Below are 19,168 nucleotides of genomic sequence, written 5' to 3'. Positions count from 1 at the left end.
ACCAAAGATTTTTGGTCCCATTTTGTATACCATTCCATCATCGAACAACATAGTCTAAAAATCAGAAACGACAATCTAACAAGTAAACCATCCATTTTTACATTAATTCCTTTTTCTAATTACTTTCATCTTACTCGTTACCCACAGTAGCACTCTTTCTTATATGGATATCGCAGTTCATTCAAAATAAAAAACTTTCCATTCTGTTTTATATGCTTGAGACTTGTGGTTTTTTATGATGTTTATTTAGAAGATTCGGTGCCGTTAAGTAAACGAGCCCGTTTCCTTCCAATGCTTTCGGAAAGCCTAGCAGCATTGTACGTCTAATTAATTGAGCGTAGAGCTCAGGTTCTGTAAGCTTTCGTTCAAATTCTTTTTCAGATAATTGCTTGATTAAAGCCAAAGCTCCCGAAACATGAGGAGTTGCCATCGATGTACCACTAAAAATAGCAAATTTTCCGCCTGGAATGGTGGAAAGAATTTTTTCCCCTGGTGCAACAACATCAATTTCCTTATTAGAATTTGTAAATCGAGATATTTGACCATCGAGGCTGACAGATCCAACTGAAATAACTTCATTGTAGGCTGCTGGATAAGAAAATTCTTCCGTACTTTCGTTCCCGTCTCCTTCATTTCCTGCTGCACATACAACTAAAATATTGTTTTCAACAGCTCTTTTAATGGCTTGATGTAATTCCGGAACATCAGAAGGACCACCTAACGACATAGAAATAATATCCACTTTTTGATCTACAGCGTAGTTAATCGCATTTACAATCCATTCGTACTTACCAGTTGCTGATCCCGGATTGTTTGGATCATTTGCCAATACTTTTAAAATTAATAGTTTTGCTTCAGGGGCAACACCAACTACACCTTGATCATTTTCTGTTGCGGCGATCGTTCCAGCCACATGTGTTCCGTGACCGTTATAATCTGAATAATTATCAACATCACCGTTATCATCTGTGGTGAAGTTTCTACCGCCAATAATTCTATCTTTTAAATCAGGATGGTTTCTATCACATCCAGTATCAATGACAGCAATCACAATGTCTTTACCTTTTATACCTTCTTTCCAAATCTCAGGTGCTTGTACCATATTGACGCCTTCAGGGATTTCCTTTACATTCTCAAGCCTTTCTTCAATCTTAAACGGAATCAAACGAACAGTACTTTCCATACTAATCCCTCCTAAAAAATGAAATGGCTAAAACAGGTACAACTCCACCGACAACTGAATAAAAAATCTGAACTTTCTGTAAATAAACTATATCATAAACATGTCCCACAAAATAGATTCTTTAGTCTACTTTTTGATGATTTGATTTATAAGCCAAAAGTTATATATCAATTAACGGGTTTTACTAGAAGTCTGTGAACTTCATTGATATCACTTAGGGCTACTGTAAATTCGTCATCTGCTAGTGGTTTCGCAACCTTTTTCCCCATTCCTTGACCGTACTGCAGTCTTTTGTTTAGACATGATGAGATATTTCTTTTCACCTATATATCTTACACCTACCATATAAATTGAACTAATCTTATCATGATCATCAGCACTTGAACATATCACTTATCTGTCCGTAATCAAATTAAAAAGGCGACACCTCATTTAAGTATCGGCAGTTAACTGAATAAAAATTCTTCACTAAAAATATTTACATCCACCCGTTAGTAGAGAAACATTATTTTTTATAAAATAAAAATAAAGCACTAAATAATAAAACAATTCCTATCATTCTCTTGATATCAAACGGGATTTGCGTTCCACCAAGCAAGCCAAAGTGATCGATAATAGAACTCATCACTAATTGTCCGACGATAATAGCTATTATAGCCGTTGCAACCCCAATTTTTGGTACAACAAGTACCATGATGAAAACGTAAAAAGCACCTAGTAAGCCGCCAAGTAATTGCCACTTTGGAACGGAAAACATTTGAAGTAAGTTACCTTTTCCGAAAAACAATTGAAATAGAAATAACGCCATCGCTCCAATCAGAAACGATACGAATGCACCTTCCATGACACCAATTCTTTTTCCAAGACCACCATTTACTCCAGCTTGAACAGACGTTGCCATCCCTGCTATTACAGTCAAGATCATCCATAACCACTTCATCTCCGCACCTACATTCCTAAATTTTACATTTATATATAGTATTTTGCCAAATAGTAGAATTCTCCTTCCAAAAGATTCTTAAGTGAAATAGATTCCCTTTAAGTATTTCAGGTGATTTGCTTCATCTATTTATTAGCTCTTCGAATTGTTCGTTTCAATATTTTTCTAATATCTCAAAGAATTTTAAACCGAATAAATACGGACTAGAATCATCGAACAACCTCCGTATCAACTATGTCCGTTTCATTGATTCATCCCTAGTAAAGTCGATTGTTCTCTTGTTGAATTCCCTTAAATATTTTATTGATTATTTAGAACATAGTTTTATTTTATATAAACTCTAAAATATAAACCTTGATTTTTGGGAGTCTTCTCAGTGGTTTATGTAAAATGAAACCCTCCATCGAATGGAAGGGTTTAGTATGTTTTAGCATGTTTAGTAGTCTGCTGCTTAATCTCAAAAAGATTCATTCACAATATCAAGCAACACCGTGTTGTTGTCTGTTTGGATTTCCCCTTTATTCTGACCATTTGCAAGATAAAACGGCATGTGAAACATGTCCTTCAATCGTTCACGAGTCAGATAACGTGTCGGAACCAACATATGCAAGTCGTCTGGTTTCACTGGGAATTTTGTGGCTAGGCAAAATCCCCAGTCCTCCCCGTCTTCCAGAACGAAATTATGGTATGGTAGTACATGGAACCCCGCTTTTTTAAGAGTCGCTTGGATACTCCAGAAGTACCTGGGCATCCACGAGACAGTAGAACAGGCTATGGTGATTGCCCCCTCCGGTTCCAACCTTTCTTTTAAGAGACTATAAAACTCCCGGCTGAAGAGACGGGAAAGCTGGGGACATTGGTCAGTTGGCTCGGGAATGTCGATGATAATGACATCCCACTTTGCTGAATGGTTTTCCACAAATCTTCTACCGTCTTCAATAACGGTCTGAACTTTAGGATGATTCAAGGAGCCTTTATTAAATTTGACCAAAGCGTCCAGATTTTTACCAAAATCAATCATGACGTCATCGATGTCGACAGTGGTAATCTTCTCCACATCGAGATAACGAAGTGCCTCGCGGGTTGTTATTCCACCACCACCACCGATGATCAGAACATTTTTTCGCTTGCGTGCAGCTGCCATCGGAATGTGTACAATCATATCAGCATACACATTCTCGCCAACCGTTGTACTAAACATGACGTCGCCATTGCTATAAATCCACATTTCTCCATTATAATCGACGAGAGCAATCCGTTGGGTGGGAGTCTTAAATTTTCGTATGATCCGATATTTTCCTTTCGGCTCCTGATCCTCGTTGATATAATCCCTGATAGACCCGGTACCCAAATACCGCCAATAAAGCCAGTATAATACTTCAACAAAGAGAACGATCCCGGCACCAACGGCCATCCAAATCAGTTGATTCATACTCATCACTCCTTGTTTCAATCAGTCTTTTCAGTGCGTTTTTGTAACCCATATTCCGTCAAAACGTTACTCGTTGCCCGAAACATGTTGGCTATAATGTCAGCACCCGCTTTTAGATATTTCTCATGAATTTGCTTTATGAAGTCATGCTATCCATTACAACTTTTTAAACCGCCGCTATTAATAAGTTCGATTGCTGGATCATCGTTTCCACGGCCCCATCGAGGATGAAAATTTTTATATCTGTTGCTCAATACTCTTTCCAAAACAGGCTCCCTTCCTTCACCTAGATTGGTAATTTTATTCATTCTATGTTCTAACCATCCAAATGGATAGTCTCTTACTCCAAGATACTTTCCGCGTTTTCAAATAATTGTTCTTGCCCCTAATAATCGATAAAACAGTAAAATGCTTCTTTTTGATTTATAAAAAGGAAAAAACCCTTTGAATATCAAAGGGTTTTTCTTGAATAGAATTTGTCTTTAAGCAACCTTTTCGTACATAAATGTAATTTTCTTTATCTATTCATTTAACATTAAATGTTATTTATTGTTGAAAGCGAAATACAGTTCAAATGATGCATTGTATATTCCTTTTTATTTTACATCAATCATCTTATCAGCAATCAAAAAGCCCCCGAATTCTATTAAATCCGAGGGTTTGTTCATGCCATAAAACTATCCAGAATTCATTACGTTAAACGGCTGCTCTTGAATATCTCTATAATACTTTCCTTTTGATGGTAGTAAAGTCATCCAAAATAATATGAAAGCAAGGATGAACATGGCTACAGAACCGAATACAACCACCATTCTTACAGATAATAAATCACCTGTAAAACCGATTGCCAATGTGGCTGCAATCTGTAAAATCGCTAAGAACATTCCGAACACACTACTGACTCTCCCCATCATATCCACTGGGATATTGTTTTGATAAAATGTCAAGAAGCCGGTATTCGCAAAAGACAGAAAGAATGCTAATAAAAAGAAACCGACCGCTGCCATAAAAAACGTTGTAAAGAAGGCATAGATAAGATAACCGATTGCAATGAAAGTAGTACCAACACCGATTAGAAAACGTGTTTGTAACCATTTGACAATAATCGAGTTCATTAAAGAACCTACAACCACCCCCGCTCCAGCTATACTAACAAGCACACCATAACTAGACTCAGAGAGGTGTAACACTTGGCGTGTAAAAACAACTTCTTGTGAATCGATTGCTGTTGCTAGTACTATACAACTGTTAAATAAAAAATAAACGCACATCATATATTTTGCTTGCCGAGTGTATTTTAACACTTCCTTCCAGTCTGCTAATAAAATCTTAAATGACAACGAATGATCATCTGCATTCATTTGCGTTGTCTCGAGATTCGGCAGAAAAAATAGAATAATGGCGGAAATCAAAAACGATAAAGCATTCATATAGATGGCAATGATAGGGCTTCCTACAATAAACAATAAGCCAGCTATACCTGGACCTAATAAGAATGCACCAGATGTCATTAAATGATGTAACGAATTAAATCGTTTGCGATGGTTTGGCGGGATGAGCTGCGTCATATAAGTAGTGGAAGTTGGACTAAAAAAGAACTTGCCATATGAATCATTAGAACGAAAGCATAAATCGACCAGATGGATTGAACGAATGGAATCATTCCAACTAGTAAAGCTCTGAGTAAATCAAGAATGATCATAATACGCCGTTTATTCAAACGATCGATAACGCTCCCAGCCCAAAACGTTGTTAATATATCCGCAATTGGTTTAAGAATATAGAGACCAGCGACTGCCGTTGGGGAATTTGTCATATTTAATACCATCAGATTAAGAGCAATAAAGTAAATCCAGTCACCTAGATTAGAAATTCCGACACTGATTAAAAGTAAAGACGGATGTTTCCGACGTATAGGATTTATCAATCATTTTCACCTCATCATTGAAGTTCGCTACCTTGTAACTCATAAATTTTCCGCTACATTCTCAAGAAATTCTCTTTCTTAAGATACTCTTAGGTACGTATTTTCCTTCCAAGATTGTTCTTCCTCATGAGTCGAAAATATATTCTAATGCGATAAAATCTAGCTCTCTTGGTGCCATCACATACGCCTCTGTATCGACTGAATTTCCCGTTTGATAAAAATTGTGTCGGGTCCATATCCACTAACACAAACGTTGAAAAATCAGGAACAGATCAGTCTTTTAGGATTCCAATGAATTCATAATCAAACCTACCTCTATAATTTTTATAAATATTAGCATGATTACTAAAATTTGTACAATAAAATCAAAGTGTAAATTCTGTTTAAAATTACAGAAAAAAACTATGTCAACTAAACGAAAAAAAGCGATACTGCTTTCCAAGTATCGCTGCTGTGCAAATTTCTAAATTTAGTTTACTGTCATAATTGAACAATCGAATAATACCACCACATAGCTAATAATTAAGATATACTGTTGCTTCTCTTTCATACTTCCATACATTCTATAGCCATGAAACAAAGAAGCCAAACACATCAAGTGTTTGGCTTCTTGATTAATTTTCGATCCATGTTGTAATGGCGTCAATCGGAAGACGATTGGATTTGTGAGCAGGTGCTGCAGCCTTTCCAATCGTAATAAGCATCACTGGAATGTAGCGCTTTGGAATGTTAAATTCATTGACGAATTGTTCGGCATTAAAGCCGCCGATTGCGCAAGTATCCCATCCTTTTGCTTTCGCCGCAAGCATCAATTGCATTGCCGCTAATGAAGCATTACTAAATGCAGCGTCACGTGCATATTGACGATTCTCATAAGCTCCAGCAATTTGTCCGGCAAGCGTTTCTTTAACTTCAGCTGTCATATAACCCGCTTCTACTAAAGGATTATACACAGCATCTGTGTTTTTATTTGCTTCAAGATCACCTAATACAGCAATCACCGCAGATGCTTCAACAATTTGTTTTTGATTGTAAGCAATTGGCAATAGACGATTTTGTGCTTTATCTCCTTTGATTACAACAAAGTGCCAATGTTGCAAATTCCAAGCAGACGGAGCTTTGCCGGCTGCCTCAATAATTTCCTTTAATTCATTCTCCGAAATTTCAATAGATGGATTATACTTACGAACTGAACTTCGCTCGTTAATGACAGTAAAAACATCTTTTGTGTTTGTTACATTCGTTGTCATGTGCATTCCTCCGATGTTAATCTATTACTAATAGTAATAAAGTATCTTTTAGTAAGTTTATTTTGCTTTATCATATTAAAATTAGAATTCCACAGGAGTCAAGTTTTAAGCATTCGAGAGAAAATCATCTTGAACCTATAATAATTTCTCGAGCAATATAAAAATCTTCTCCAACATTTCATACAGCGTCTGCCATAAGAAAATCTAAAAAGAGAGGTCTTTGTCCATTTTACTACGAATTTAACTAACAATGCATATTTTTGAATATTTAGTTACTTTTAGTAATTAAGTATAATTATTAAAATTACTTTATCATTGTAACATGTTGAACGTCAACTCTTTTGTTATATAATATAATGAAGAGGTGACGTTTATGGGAAAAATGGAATTATGCCCCAAAATTGAAGCGGCGATGCAATTATTAGGAAAACGCTGGATGGGACTTATTATTTATGTGCTTCTTAATGGCCCTCAACGATTTGGACAGTTGGAATCATGCTTACCGATTAGCGGAAAGTTACTTTCGGAAAGATTAAAGGAACTAGAAAAATGGGGAATTGTGAAACGGCAAGTATATCCTGAAGTTCCGGTTCGGGTTGTATATGAATTAACAGAAAGAGGAAAACAAATGGAACCGATTATCTCTGCTATTCATCAATGGGCAGAGCATAGTTTTAGCGAGGATGATTTTCCTGTTGAGATAAATAAAGATTAGAAAATTCACACAAATTATATTAAGTAAAACCTAGCGTGTTAAATGCCAGGTTTTACTTAATCATTTAACATTTTTCCGAGAAGTCTCCATCCCTCTGTGGGAAAAGTTCATTCCGTAAAATCATTCAATGGAATATCCTTACCGTATTCAAACGGATAAGGTATCGTTTCTTTCTGATTCGTTTGTTCACTGTTTGTTACGATTTCTTGATAGTTAGTAATGCCATCAAGCGGAATGTCTTCTCTATAATCAAACATCGTCCCTTCCCCTCCTTTCTAGTACATATATTTTTTGTGATAAATACAAAAAATGATTCTATCATACACAATATCCCCTATAATTTTGTAATTTTCCTCCTACCTAATTAAAAATTTCTAATCTCAATCCAAATTCTCGTAGTTGGTATGTAAATAGTATGGATACTAAAAAGCTGCTCTGTTATTAGTAACACAGCAGCCTTTTTTATTCTTGTTTTAGGTTGCAGACCCAACTTCAATCATTGTTCTCCTGAATTTCATTAAAGTACCAAATGCTCACACGTCATCATGCGACGTCGAAAATTAGCAATAAAACAAATAATGTCCTTTCATATAGGTTTAAAAAAGTCATATTACTTTACAAAAGTAAGTAAGTGGTTTTATTATAGTATTGTGTTGAATACCCCTTCCGTACTATTCTTAACTGCTTATGGAATGATATTAGCTTTTTGGAGAAATATAATCCATGACTTCTATATTCAACAAGAAAAGGAGAATAAAAATGGCAAAATTACTGTATATTACTGCAAATCCAAAACCAGAAGACCAATCTTTCAGTTTATCTGTCGGCAGAGCATTTTTAAATGCTTACAAACAACAAAATCCACAAGATGAAATAGTGGAATTAGACCTTTACCAAACAGACATTCCATACATCGATACGGATGTATTTAATGGTTGGGGTAAACTTCAACAAGGACATGCGTTTGACCAGTTAAGCGCAGATGAAAAAGCCAAAGTAAGTCGAATCAGCCAATTAACTGATCAGTTTATCGAGGCTGATAAATACGTATTTGTTACTCCAATGTGGAATTTCAGCTTTCCACCAAAAATGAAAGCTTATATTGATACGATTTGTATTGCAGGTAAAACATTTAAATATACAGAAAATGGACCTGTGGGCTTATTAACGGGTAAAAAAGCGGTACATATTCAAGCACGCGGGGGAATTTATTCAGAGGCTCCAATGAAAGAAATGGAGTTTGGAGACCGTTATTTGAAAGCTGTGCTCGGTTTTATCGGAATTACAGATGTTCAATCGATTATCGTGGAAGGTATGGCGCAATTCCCTAACGAAGCTGAAGGTATTAAAGAAAAAGCAATAAAACAAGCCCAAGAAGTAGCTAAAAACTTTTAATGCTTTGTCCGTCTGACTAAATATTTTTGGAAGGGGTATACAAAACAGATATTTAAATCCCGATTGCAAAAGGCTGACCTGACAATCAATACAATCGTTTATTGTCATGTAAAATGGGCTGACCCATAAGCGAATAACCTCACTTGCATTTTACAATATATTGTTCATTGATCCAATGTGTTGTCCTGTGTTGTGAGGGCTTTACGTTGGGCCAGCCTCTTTTTGTTTTTCCATCCGTTTTCCTTTATCTAATCAGCTAGATACAGATTCAAAAAATTATTTGTCGTTCCCATATAATGCTAACCATTCTGTTTTTAACAGTGAAAAAATGAAAGCATCATGAATTTGATTTTTTTGATAAAAATAACCGCGTAATCTCCCTTCTTCTTTAAAACCTAATTTCTTTAATAAAGAAGATGAAGCAATGTTATCTGGATATGTTACAGCTCCGATTCGATACAAGTCTAAGTTTTCAAAACAATAACGTAACACTTCTTTAACAGCTTCAGAAGTAAAACCTTTTCTCCAATAATCAGGATGTATTTCATAACCAATTTCTGTCCTTTTATTCGCAAGATTCAAATTATTTAATCCTAATGTTCCAATAAATTCTTGATTTCCTTTTAGGATCATCCCCCAACGAATGCCACGTTTACTTAAGAAAGTATTTTTAAATGAATCAATCATCTTCACTGCCTCTTCTACATTTTTAAGATTTTCCATACCATAGTATCTTGTTACCTCATCTAATGACATAATTTCATAATATTTTTGACTATATTGTTGACTTATTTCTACTAGATACAACCGTTCTGTTTCAAGTGTCGGAAATAACATAATTTTCCCTCCCTAAAATCTATTAATCAATGATTCTCTCTTTATAAAAAAATTCCTTTTAATTGCTCCTTTACTTCAATAAAAAAGCATTACTTCCTGCTTGTGGAAGTAATGCTTCAGTTAGTCAAAGTGTATGCAGAGACATTATCTAAGTAATTCATTCAAAATGTTGTTCCTAGATTTTTATAATTTCGATGTCTTGTTAAGAACGTGTTGCCAAACGCAGAATGAGTGCATAAGTGAACTTAAAAGACTACCCTTTCGGAAATGATATACATTAACTAAAAAGTAACCAAAGGATTGATAATTTTTATTCACCCGTTTCCGCAAAACGTTTAATTCGTTCACCAATCTCATCGCGAACACGCTGAAATACAGCCCATTTTTCTTCTTCTGTTCCTTCTGCTTTTGCAGGATCATCGAATCCCCAGTGTACGCGTTTCACATGTGGTGGTGTCACCGGGCAATGGTCTGCCGCATGACCACATAATGTTACTACCAAATCAGCTTTGTTTAAAATTTCACGATCAATGACATCGGATGTTTGGTTGGAAATGTCAATCCCTACTTCTTTCATAGCTTTTACTGCGTTTGGATTTAATCCGTGTGCTTCAATACCAGCGCTATAAACTTCCCACTCATCGCCAAGATATTTTTTGGCCCATCCTTCTGCCATTTGACTGCGGCAAGAGTTTCCAGTGCATAAGAAGTAAATGATTTTCTTTTTCATGTGTATCTACTCCTTTTCTTAGATAATGAGTAACCATATATAAAGTCCAACAAGTGTAGTGAATAAGGTTGGAATGGTTAAAATAATCCCATTTTTAAAGTAGGTTCCCCATGTAATCTTGACTCCTTTTGTTGATAATACATGTAACCAAAGGAGAGTTGCTAAAGAACCGATTGGGGTAATCTTAGGTCCTAAATCGGAACCAATCACATTAGCGTAAATCAATCCTTCACGAATGATACCAGTTGTGTTTGTATCAGCAATCGCTAAAGCATCAATCATCACCGTTGGCATGTTATTCATAATCGATGAAAGAACCGCCGCAATGAAGCCCATGGAAATCGTTCCAATGAATAATCCTTGATTGGCAGCTGCTTGAATCACATCGGCTAATACATTAGTCAATCCTACATTTCTTAAACCATAGACAACCACATACATACCGATAGAGAAAAACACTATCGCCCACGGTGCGCCTTTTAATACTTGTTTGACGTGAACAGCCGAGCTTCTTCTTCCGATGAATAAGAAAGACAGCGCTACAACTCCTGCAATGAGAGACACAGGAACCTTTGTAAATTCACTGACAAAATAACCAATCAATAAAATGCTTAGTACAACCCAAGAAAGCTTAAACAATTTATGGTCTTTAATCGCTTCATTTGGTTTCTTTAAATGCGATAAATCATATTGTTTCGGTATATCTTTTTTAAAATACAGATATAATACTAAAATGCTAGCTCCTAATGAGAAAAAGTTAGGAATAATCATACGTGATGCATACTCAACAAACCCAATGTCAAAATAATCGGAGGATACAATATTCACTAAGTTACTAACCACTAACGGCAACGAAGTCGTATCAGCAATAAAACCACTCGCCAAGATAAAAGGTAACACTTTCTTTTCATCAAACTTTAAGGCTCGCACCATCGCAAGAACAATCGGTGTCAGAATTAGAGCTGCCCCGTCATTAGCAAAAAATGCGGATACTAAGGCTCCTAGAACGGAAACAAAGATAAACATCTTCACTCCGTTCCCATTCGCCACTTTCGCCATATGTAATGCTGCCCATTCGAAAAAGCCAATTTCATCTAAAATTAATGAAATAATAATGATCGCAATAAAAGCAAGGGTCGCATTCCAGACGATGCCTGTCACATCGAGAACATCTTTAAAATCAACTACACCTACTAATAAAGCAAGAAGTGCCCCTCCACATGCAGACCAACCAATGGATAAGTTTTTTGGCTGCCAAATGACAAACACTAAAGTCACGAGGAAAATCAATGCTGCCAGTATGACCGAAAGCAAACTATCACCTCTCCGTTACTCACACGAGATTTTTGTTCCTTTTTTTTCAAGCTCCTTTAATTTTTCTTGCTGGTCCGGAATATGAGCTAAAATATCTTTGATTAATGAATACATTTCATGTTCCTTGTTCATAGAATAAAAAATCCATTGGGCTTTTCTCGTTTCTTTCACTAAACCTACATCTTTTAATTTCCGAAGATGTTGACTAATGGCAGGTTGACTCATTTGAAAAATTTCAACCAACTCACACACACAACAATCGTTGTTATCTAATAGTGCCATGATCGTTAGTCTTGTTTTGTCGCCCAATAACTTTAAGACTGTCGCTACTTCTTCCACACCCACAACAACTTGCTTCATTATCCCCCTCCTATCTACTAATTATTATATAATAATATAATTATATAAAAAATAAAAAATGAATCTAATACTAACGGGTTCACTTCAGGGAGGAAAAATCTTAAAATACACATGAAATAACTAAGTAATTAGCACAATATTTGAAACAAAAATAGCAATATAAATCACAAAGAAAAACACTCGGATTTTAGTGCCGAGTGTTTTTCGTATTCATTTATTGTTACTTATTGAACTAACGCCCCTTTTAGTTGGACAAAGATTAAATATAATTAAAGGTTTTTAAGGTAATTACTTACACTTTTTCTTGTAATCTATATAAAGTAATAAATTTAAGACCAAAAGAAAAATTACCATAGTAAAAGGAATAAACCATAAATTCTCAATAGTTATTGCCCATCCGATTACCAAAATTATTATCGATATAATGGGTGCTATTATAAAATAGACTTTTGTATTATAAAGCCAACCATATGGAAAAAAATGAGCTCCTGTTATAACTGCGAAAAATAGAACCATGTTAGTGGGACTTTTTACAAATGCCCAAAATATTATGGGAAAATACATAATCTGTGTTAAATTTAAGTATAAACCTAATTTACTTAACGGATTATCATTGGCTTTCCAATCTGCTTTAATCACCTTTGAGATAATTATTGCTAATGGAAACATAAGACCTGTTGAGTATAACATAAAGACATTTTTCTCCTTGATTCCAAATGGTTGTAAGAATATGACTGTTATAATTGTCCAAATAATTGTAGCAGCTAGTAAAAATGATATACCGTTTTTGCTTCTTACAGATAATTCATTTTTAAATTCCAGTAAATTCAAACCGTTCATCCCCTTTTTCTCTAATGATAACCACTTCATTCTTACTTTCTGGCTATCTTTTGTTTTTTCATAATCCCTCCCTTTAGAGTGATTTTAACACAAATTCCCAATATTTGTTGTAAACTAACCCACTCATTAGCTGAATAACGTATACACAAAAATATTTACATAAAACCCCATATAACATTCAAAAAAATCATTCTATTTTGACAACAAGATGATTTATCTGAAGTAAATAATATCGCACACTAAAATAACCACCATTTAACATATAAATTAGCAATCATTTTAGCATATCATTTTTTCATTGACAAACGTGATTGTCATACTGCTAATTTGTATGCTAATTTAGTTACGATTTTACATATCAAAACAATAAAAATGCTGATATATCAATAAAAATAAAAAGACCAATTCCTATGCGAATTGGTCTGCTAATAGTTGTGTTATTTCGTGTTTTCTCTCCCGCAAGTGAACCCCTTAATCTAATACAGTAGTTTTTTAGTCTATGTTAAAAAATTTTAACTTGAAAATGGACAAGATTCAACGTTATGATTTCCTCTTAACAATGCATATCGAGATGGTTTTTTATATAGGTTTCGCATCCATTTTACGAGTCCAATTTCTTCTAGTTTTACCTAGTGTATTTTGATGTAATTATAAATAAATGGCAGAAGAAACCTCTTCTTCTGCCTGCTCCATTTATCCACCTTTCAGGAGGCTACTTTAAATTAAATCCTTTTCCTTCGACAAATTCCTTCATATACATTCTAACCTGTTTACTAAGCATGTTTGCCATTTGTCCAGTCCATGTATCATGGCGTTCCCCGTTTGTTCGCTTTTCATAATAGGACGAAATCGTTTCATTATATTGTTTTAGTTGCTCTTCTAATTTGGAGCGATCTTGCTGATATGTTTCTTCATGGTAAACATGATGAAAAGGTAAGCGCGGTTTTTTATCAGGATTTTGTGCTGGATACCCGACTGCAATTCCGAATAACGGAATCACCCGTTTCGGAACTTTTAATAGCTCACACACTTCAGGTAAATTGTTCCGCAAACCGCCAATATAACAAACTCCTAATCCCATTGATTCAGCCGCTATTACAGCATTTTGCGCAGCCAATGCCGTATCAATGAGCGCAACCATAAACTTTTCGGTGCTTTCTAATGTAGCAGATAAATCGACTTTTTCCATTTCACCGATCATCTCATGGCGATATAAATCCGCACAAAATATGAAGAAATGACCATTGTTCTCTACATATGATTGATTTCCAGCTAACTCAGCAAGCTTTCGTTTTACCTCTTTATTTTTCACTCCGATAATCGAATATGCTTGCATAAAGCTGGATGTTGATGCTGCTTGAGCACATTCGACAATGGTACGAATTTGCTCATCGGATAAAGCACGAGCCTCAAATTTTCGAATGGAACGATGCTGTAAAATCGTTTCAATGACTTGATTCATTTATTTATCCTGGTTACTAAAATCTATAAAAATCGACACATCGTAGCGGAACCAGCAAAACTGCTTGCCGCTCAGGAAACACCTGAGTTCCATCAGGAATGCGCCTCCCCTATTGTGAAAGACAACCCGTGGCTCGCTGTTAGCGATGGCATATGTCGCGCGCCATTCCTTCCATCGGTCAGTACACGACAACGATTTTAGTAACCAGGTCTACACCTCCTTTAGTTGAATTTGATATTGGTTCAGCCAACAGACTTTGGCGTTCCTTCCCTCCAGCAAACGGTTGAACGCATATCGCTTGGCTGAACAAAAGACACGCATCAACTCGTCTAATGAGTGAAGTAGTGTTTCATCATCGGAAACGATTTTTATGACCCGAACCGTTTTCATCTCTTGTCATCCCCCTCACCATATCATTAAAACATATATTCGCTACATGTTCTTCATTTCCTTTTTACATGAGGAAGGGATGATTTTTTCAGCCCGACTAGGGAAATGGTTCAGAAAATAGTCGAAATCCATAGATTCAGGGAAAAAACAAGAGATATGTACATCATTTGATACATTTTTATTGATTTTAAATGAACTGGTTATACCTCCTACACAAATGCTTATGAATTTCTAGTTAATTATTATTATAACAAAAAGGAATAGTAAAAATATTCGTAAGAATCATTTGTTTTTGCATTAATTTAAGAGGGAAAATAAAAACTTCTAGCGAATGATTAGATGCTGGAAAAGACACAAACGAAAATCTACTGCACTGTTTGAGATCCATTTGAAGCAACATACTACGCTAATCAGTCAAAAAGTAGCTACCTAGGTTCAGCTATTTATCTCTGTTTCACGTGTCTACCTTATTCACTGCTTTCGTTAGGACAAAAAATATTGTTAAAGGAATATATCATCATTAACTACTATCATTATTTCAACGTTCCAAAATATTATATGATTGAAACATTTCCCTTTCCAACTCGTATAGTGGTTGGAAAGGAGTGACTGCAGTTGGGAAAGTTGTTAACATTCTTTGTCGTTGGGGCAATTAGAATAACTTTACGTTTTATCCTTTTACAAAAAATAACCGGCAGCCGTTATAAGCTGCCGGTTTTAATTTGTTGCCGCTTCGTGTACGGTAAGTAAAGGAGTTTTCGCACGTTTAGTGATTTCAACCAATTGGATATGGTGTCCTTCCATTTTTAATACCTTAAATTCATAATCGCCGTAGGAAAGAATCTCGCCTTGTTGAATATCAAATTTCTCCGTTAAAATCCAACCGCCAATCGTGTCAACATCGGTATCATCGATATCTGTTCCAAGTAAGTCATTTACATCTTCAATTAATACTTTTCCATCAACAATCGTTGTGTGTTCGTTCACTTTACGAATCATCGGAATTTCGTCGATATCAAACTCATCTTGAATCTCACCGACGATTTCTTCTAATATATCCTCAACCGTTACAAGCCCTGCAGTTCCTCCGTATTCGTCTACTAAGATCGCCATATGAACTCGTTCACGCTGCATTTTTACGAGCAAGTCATGGATAGGGATGGATTCAATTACTTGTATGATGGGGCGAATATAATCATCTACTTTCTTTTCAATCACTTGTGGATTTTGAATACAATCCGTTAATATTTCTTTTATGTTCACCATTCCAACGATATGGTCTTTATCTCCTTCTATAACAGGATAACGTGTATATTTTTCTTGCTTCATAATTTCCAAAATGTCCGAGATTGAATCGTTTTTATCTAATGCGATAATTTCTGTGCGCGGTACCATGATTTCTTTGGCGATCCGATTGTCAAACTCAAAAATATTGTTTACGTATTTATATTCCGACTGATTAATTTCTCCGCTCTTATAACTTTCAGACAAAATGAGTCGTAATTCTTCCTCTGAATGGGCGATTTCATGTTCGGATGCCGGTCTTAGTCCAAATAATCCGGTAATGACACGGGATGCTCTATTTAATGCCCAAATAAACAGATACATCATTTTGTAGAAAAAGATTAGAGGCCTTGAACATAACAAAGTAATGGTTTCTGCTTTTTGAATCGCCAATGTTTTCGGAGCTAACTCTCCAACGACCACATGCAAAAATGTAATTGTAGAAAACGCAATCGCAAAGGAAAGAAAAGCCGCCACAGATTCATTTAGATTTATTCGTTCAAATAATGGATGAAGCAAAAGTTCTACGGTTGGTTCCCCGAGCCAACCGAGCCCTAATGAGGTGATGGTAATGCCAAACTGGCAAGCCGATAAATATTCATCTAAATTGCCGATGACCCGTTTTGCAGCCATGGCGTTTCGATTTCCTTCTGCCACGAGTTGATCAATACGTGTGCTGCGTACTTTGACAATGGCGAATTCAGATGCAACAAAGAACGCTGTTAAGGCAATTAAAAGGCCAACCATTAGTAAGTTAAATATCTCCAATTAAGCTCTCTAGCTGTATGCAAACAACTAGAGAATCCACCTCCTGTTAATTTTACTATACATTTAATTTATTAGGTCATTCTTCCTCATTATTCCCTTGGAAGAAAATCATAATAAACTTTATTAACTCTAACATAGAGATTAATGCGGCAGCTACATAGGTTAATGCAGCAGCATTTAAGACCTTATTCACTCCACGTACTTCATCACCCATGATAAATCCTTCCGCAAGAAGAAGCTTTTTAGCTCGAGAACTAGCATTAAATTCTACCGGCAGCGTAACTAATTGGAACGCCACAGCTGCTGAGAACAGAATAATACCAAGCCCAATGAGAGAAGTTTGGTGAAGCAGGAATCCTCCTAACAGTAGGAATGGAGCAATTCCAGAAGAGAAATTCACTACTGGAAACATACGATGTCGTAAAACTAACGCACCGTATGACTGTTGATGCTGGATCGCATGACCAACCTCATGCGCAGCTACCGATACAGCAGCGATAGAACGTCCATAATAAACTGATTCAGATAATCGAACAGTACGTGACAATGGATCATAATGGTCCGTTAATGTACCAGGTACTAATTCAACAGGAACATGATATAAACCATTGGAATCGAGAATCTTTCTTGCTACCTCAGCCCCAGTAAGAGACGAGTTAGCATAGACTTCCGCCCATTTATTGAATGTACCTTTTACTTTAAATTGTGCCCAAAGTGAGAGTGCAAATGCTAAAAAGATGAGAATATCCATCGGATGAAATAACATTATATTCTCCCCTTACTACTATTAGTATTAGAAACTTCATCTAGTATTAAAATTCTTCATCATCTTCTCCACCGAAGAAATCATCAAAAAATCCATCTTCCGTTTCTTCCATTTCCTCCTCAAAACCAAACGCTTCCTCCACTACATCATCTACGAGCTCCTCTACTAACATTCCCGCGAACAATCCTGCGGCAAAACCGCCAATCGCTCCCATCATGCTATGTCCTCGTCCATGAGAATGAGGAACATGGGAAGAATGAATCATATAGGACGAAGCTGTATACAGATATGGTTGTTGTATCATTTCTTGAATCATCTCACGAAGTTTATCAGCTAATACGCTAACATCGTTTATTTCCGCATATGGGAAAAATACTTCCCGTTTTAACTCTTTTTCTTGTAAACCAAAGGCTCCCGCATATACATCTACTTCAAGAAGTAAACGAATACCATCTTCTTCTAAAGATGCAACAAATTCAACTTCTTGAACAATCTCTCTAAATTGTTCAGTTGGAAACAGTTCAAATTCTTGGCCATACGGTTTTAGCGCTCCTGACGTCGCCTTTTCCCGGAAGCCTAATTTTTCAAAAGCAACAAAGATTTTCTCTAGTGGTAATGGCGGAAGAATTTGCACTGCATCTTCATCTAAATGATCGACACCGCCCGTAATATCAAGACGGGTAACAAACGTGTAACGAATGCCGTGTCTTGACACTGGTAGAGTTTTTGGTAATTCATATGTAAAAGGCAACACCTTTTTCTCGCCAGCTTGAATGACAAAGGCAGAAGCGACTGGGATTGTCGCCACTGTTTTTGTATATACTTGACCGTTTTGATTTAATGTTAGACGAAGTTCTACATCAATTTTGTTGATATGCTGCTCTACTGTTCCACCTTCAATGAAAAATTCACCACTAATGGCTTCTCCCAAGCGAACGTGGGGATGATGCAACATCAAGTTAATATTGGCAGAACCGATACCAAGTTTGGATAAAAATTTTCTAAACATCCTTTCATCTCCTTTAAAACCTATTGATTAAATAAAAGGATTTTCTCCAAGCAATATCGCTAATGTGTGTAACAAAGTGTAGCCTTGTTGTGCTAATGGTTTTGTCATTAGCTTTAATTGTTGATCGTTTAATTGTTTGAGTAACGGTTTTAATTCCAGCACTTCTTCTTGAATATGTTTCATTTGTTCTTGAAGATGCTCAATTTTATCTATAATTTCATCCACAGGAGCTGATTGATTTTTTATAATTTGTAATCGTTCCCTTATTTCCTCGAGAGTCAGATGTTGTTTCTTTAATGCATTAATTAATTGTAAATGTTCGATACTCTCTTCAGGATAATAGCGATAATTTGTCTCAGACCGAACAGGTTCGAGTAACCCTAATTGCGTATAATAATCAATAGTCCGTTTGGAAACGCCAGCTAATTCTGCAAGTTCACCAATTTTAAGGAACTTCCCAATGAACTCACTCCCTATTCATTGTTTGTTTCTAAATGAAATTATATAGTGAAAAAACCGTACAGTCAAACGTTATAGTGTTAATTTCTTTTGTTACAAATATGTTT

The 19,168-nt window shown here is 35.9% G+C and carries 19 protein-coding genes and 2 pseudogenes; 2 read left to right on the top strand and 19 right to left on the bottom strand.

Annotation, left to right across the window (positions count from 1 at the left end; all coding sequences use genetic code 11):
• Positions 1-208: 208 nt before the first annotated feature.
• The 6 genes and pseudogenes from HNQ85_RS04115 to HNQ85_RS04095 form a co-directional block, all read right to left on the bottom strand.
• The gene (locus HNQ85_RS04115) at positions 209-1,183 is read right to left on the bottom strand and encodes a S8 family peptidase (RefSeq protein WP_181536432.1); all 975 of its coding nucleotides are present in this window, start codon (positions 1,181-1,183) and stop codon (positions 209-211) included.
• A 505-nt stretch (positions 1,184-1,688) separates the two neighbouring features.
• Entirely contained in the window at positions 1,689-2,123 is a 435-nt protein-coding gene (locus HNQ85_RS04110) for a DMT family transporter (protein WP_181536430.1), read from the bottom strand.
• A 457-nt stretch (positions 2,124-2,580) separates the two neighbouring features.
• On the bottom strand, positions 2,581-3,555 hold the full coding sequence (locus HNQ85_RS04105; RefSeq protein WP_246326766.1) for a spermine/spermidine synthase domain-containing protein: 975 nt from the start codon (positions 3,553-3,555) through the stop codon (positions 2,581-2,583).
• Between the two features lie 17 nt (positions 3,556-3,572).
• Positions 3,573-3,695, bottom strand: coding sequence for a homocysteine S-methyltransferase family protein (locus HNQ85_RS18000; protein WP_409994116.1), 123 nt, complete (start codon positions 3,693-3,695; stop codon positions 3,573-3,575).
• Positions 3,696-4,232: 537 nt separating this feature from the next.
• Positions 4,233-5,383: pseudogene (locus HNQ85_RS04100) on the bottom strand (MFS transporter).
• A 713-nt stretch (positions 5,384-6,096) separates the two neighbouring features.
• Complete coding sequence (locus HNQ85_RS04095) at positions 6,097-6,732, bottom strand: nitroreductase family protein (RefSeq protein WP_409994112.1); 636 nt, start codon at positions 6,730-6,732, stop codon at positions 6,097-6,099.
• Positions 6,733-7,105: 373 nt separating this feature from the next.
• Here HNQ85_RS04095 and HNQ85_RS04090 point away from each other — a divergent pair, with 373 nt between their 5' ends.
• On the top strand, positions 7,106-7,447 hold the full coding sequence (locus HNQ85_RS04090) for a winged helix-turn-helix transcriptional regulator (RefSeq protein WP_181536425.1): 342 nt from the start codon (positions 7,106-7,108) through the stop codon (positions 7,445-7,447).
• A 107-nt stretch (positions 7,448-7,554) separates the two neighbouring features.
• On the opposite strand, the gene HNQ85_RS04085 is transcribed toward HNQ85_RS04090, so the two are convergent.
• Positions 7,555-7,704 (bottom strand): hypothetical protein, encoded by a 150-nt coding sequence (locus HNQ85_RS04085; protein ID WP_181536423.1) that lies wholly within the window; start codon positions 7,702-7,704, stop codon positions 7,555-7,557.
• 502 nt (positions 7,705-8,206) lie between these two features.
• Between HNQ85_RS04085 and HNQ85_RS04080 the strand changes: the two genes are divergently transcribed.
• Positions 8,207-8,842 (top strand): FMN-dependent NADH-azoreductase, encoded by a 636-nt coding sequence (locus HNQ85_RS04080; protein ID WP_181536421.1) that lies wholly within the window; start codon positions 8,207-8,209, stop codon positions 8,840-8,842.
• 276 nt (positions 8,843-9,118) lie between these two features.
• Here HNQ85_RS04080 and HNQ85_RS04075 read toward each other — a convergent pair whose 3' ends face one another.
• From HNQ85_RS04075 to HNQ85_RS17775, 12 genes and pseudogenes are all read right to left on the bottom strand, one after another.
• A complete protein-coding gene (locus HNQ85_RS04075; protein ID WP_181536419.1) occupies positions 9,119-9,679 on the bottom strand; it encodes a GNAT family N-acetyltransferase in 561 nt (186 codons plus the stop codon).
• A 310-nt stretch (positions 9,680-9,989) separates the two neighbouring features.
• Complete coding sequence (gene arsC / locus HNQ85_RS04070) at positions 9,990-10,409, bottom strand: arsenate reductase (thioredoxin) (RefSeq protein WP_181536417.1); 420 nt, start codon at positions 10,407-10,409, stop codon at positions 9,990-9,992.
• A gap of 18 nt (positions 10,410-10,427) precedes the next feature.
• A complete protein-coding gene (locus tag HNQ85_RS04065; protein WP_181536415.1) occupies positions 10,428-11,723 on the bottom strand; it encodes an arsenic transporter in 1,296 nt (431 codons plus the stop codon).
• Between the two features lie 15 nt (positions 11,724-11,738).
• On the bottom strand, positions 11,739-12,083 hold the full coding sequence (locus HNQ85_RS04060; RefSeq protein WP_181536413.1) for an ArsR/SmtB family transcription factor: 345 nt from the start codon (positions 12,081-12,083) through the stop codon (positions 11,739-11,741).
• 288 nt (positions 12,084-12,371) lie between these two features.
• Positions 12,372-12,914: a DUF7010 family protein gene (locus HNQ85_RS04055; protein ID WP_181536411.1), complete on the bottom strand. Its 543-nt coding sequence runs from the start codon at positions 12,912-12,914 to the stop codon at positions 12,372-12,374.
• Between the two features lie 721 nt (positions 12,915-13,635).
• On the bottom strand, positions 13,636-14,385 hold the full coding sequence (gene nfsA / locus HNQ85_RS04050; RefSeq protein ID WP_181536409.1) for an oxygen-insensitive NADPH nitroreductase: 750 nt from the start codon (positions 14,383-14,385) through the stop codon (positions 13,636-13,638).
• A gap of 210 nt (positions 14,386-14,595) precedes the next feature.
• Positions 14,596-14,775, bottom strand: a complete 180-nt coding sequence (locus HNQ85_RS04045; protein ID WP_181536407.1) for a hypothetical protein — start codon at positions 14,773-14,775, stop codon at positions 14,596-14,598.
• Between the two features lie 717 nt (positions 14,776-15,492).
• Positions 15,493-16,827, bottom strand: coding sequence for a hemolysin family protein (locus tag HNQ85_RS04040; RefSeq protein ID WP_181536405.1), 1,335 nt, complete (start codon positions 16,825-16,827; stop codon positions 15,493-15,495).
• Positions 16,828-16,903: 76 nt separating this feature from the next.
• Positions 16,904-17,593 carry a zinc metallopeptidase gene (locus HNQ85_RS04035; RefSeq protein WP_181536403.1) on the bottom strand — a complete coding sequence of 230 codons (690 nt, stop codon included), beginning with the start codon at positions 17,591-17,593 and terminating at the stop codon, positions 16,904-16,906.
• Between the two features lie 46 nt (positions 17,594-17,639).
• Entirely contained in the window at positions 17,640-18,602 is a 963-nt protein-coding gene (locus HNQ85_RS04030) for a sporulation protein (RefSeq protein WP_181536401.1), read from the bottom strand.
• Between the two features lie 27 nt (positions 18,603-18,629).
• Positions 18,630-18,785 carry a hypothetical protein gene (locus HNQ85_RS17520; protein ID WP_246326765.1) on the bottom strand — a complete coding sequence of 52 codons (156 nt, stop codon included), beginning with the start codon at positions 18,783-18,785 and terminating at the stop codon, positions 18,630-18,632.
• A 78-nt stretch (positions 18,786-18,863) separates the two neighbouring features.
• Positions 18,864-19,046, bottom strand: a pseudogene (locus tag HNQ85_RS17775) (MerR family transcriptional regulator); the annotation flags it as partial.
• Positions 19,047-19,168 lie beyond the last annotated feature (122 nt).

The sequence above is a fragment of the [Anoxybacillus] calidus genome, from assembly GCF_013760845.1.
GTDB lineage: Bacteria > Bacillota > Bacilli > Bacillales > Anoxybacillaceae > Paranoxybacillus > Paranoxybacillus calidus.
The sequence above is the reverse complement of the archived record's forward strand: the minus strand, read 5'-3'. Positions and strand labels throughout refer to the sequence as shown.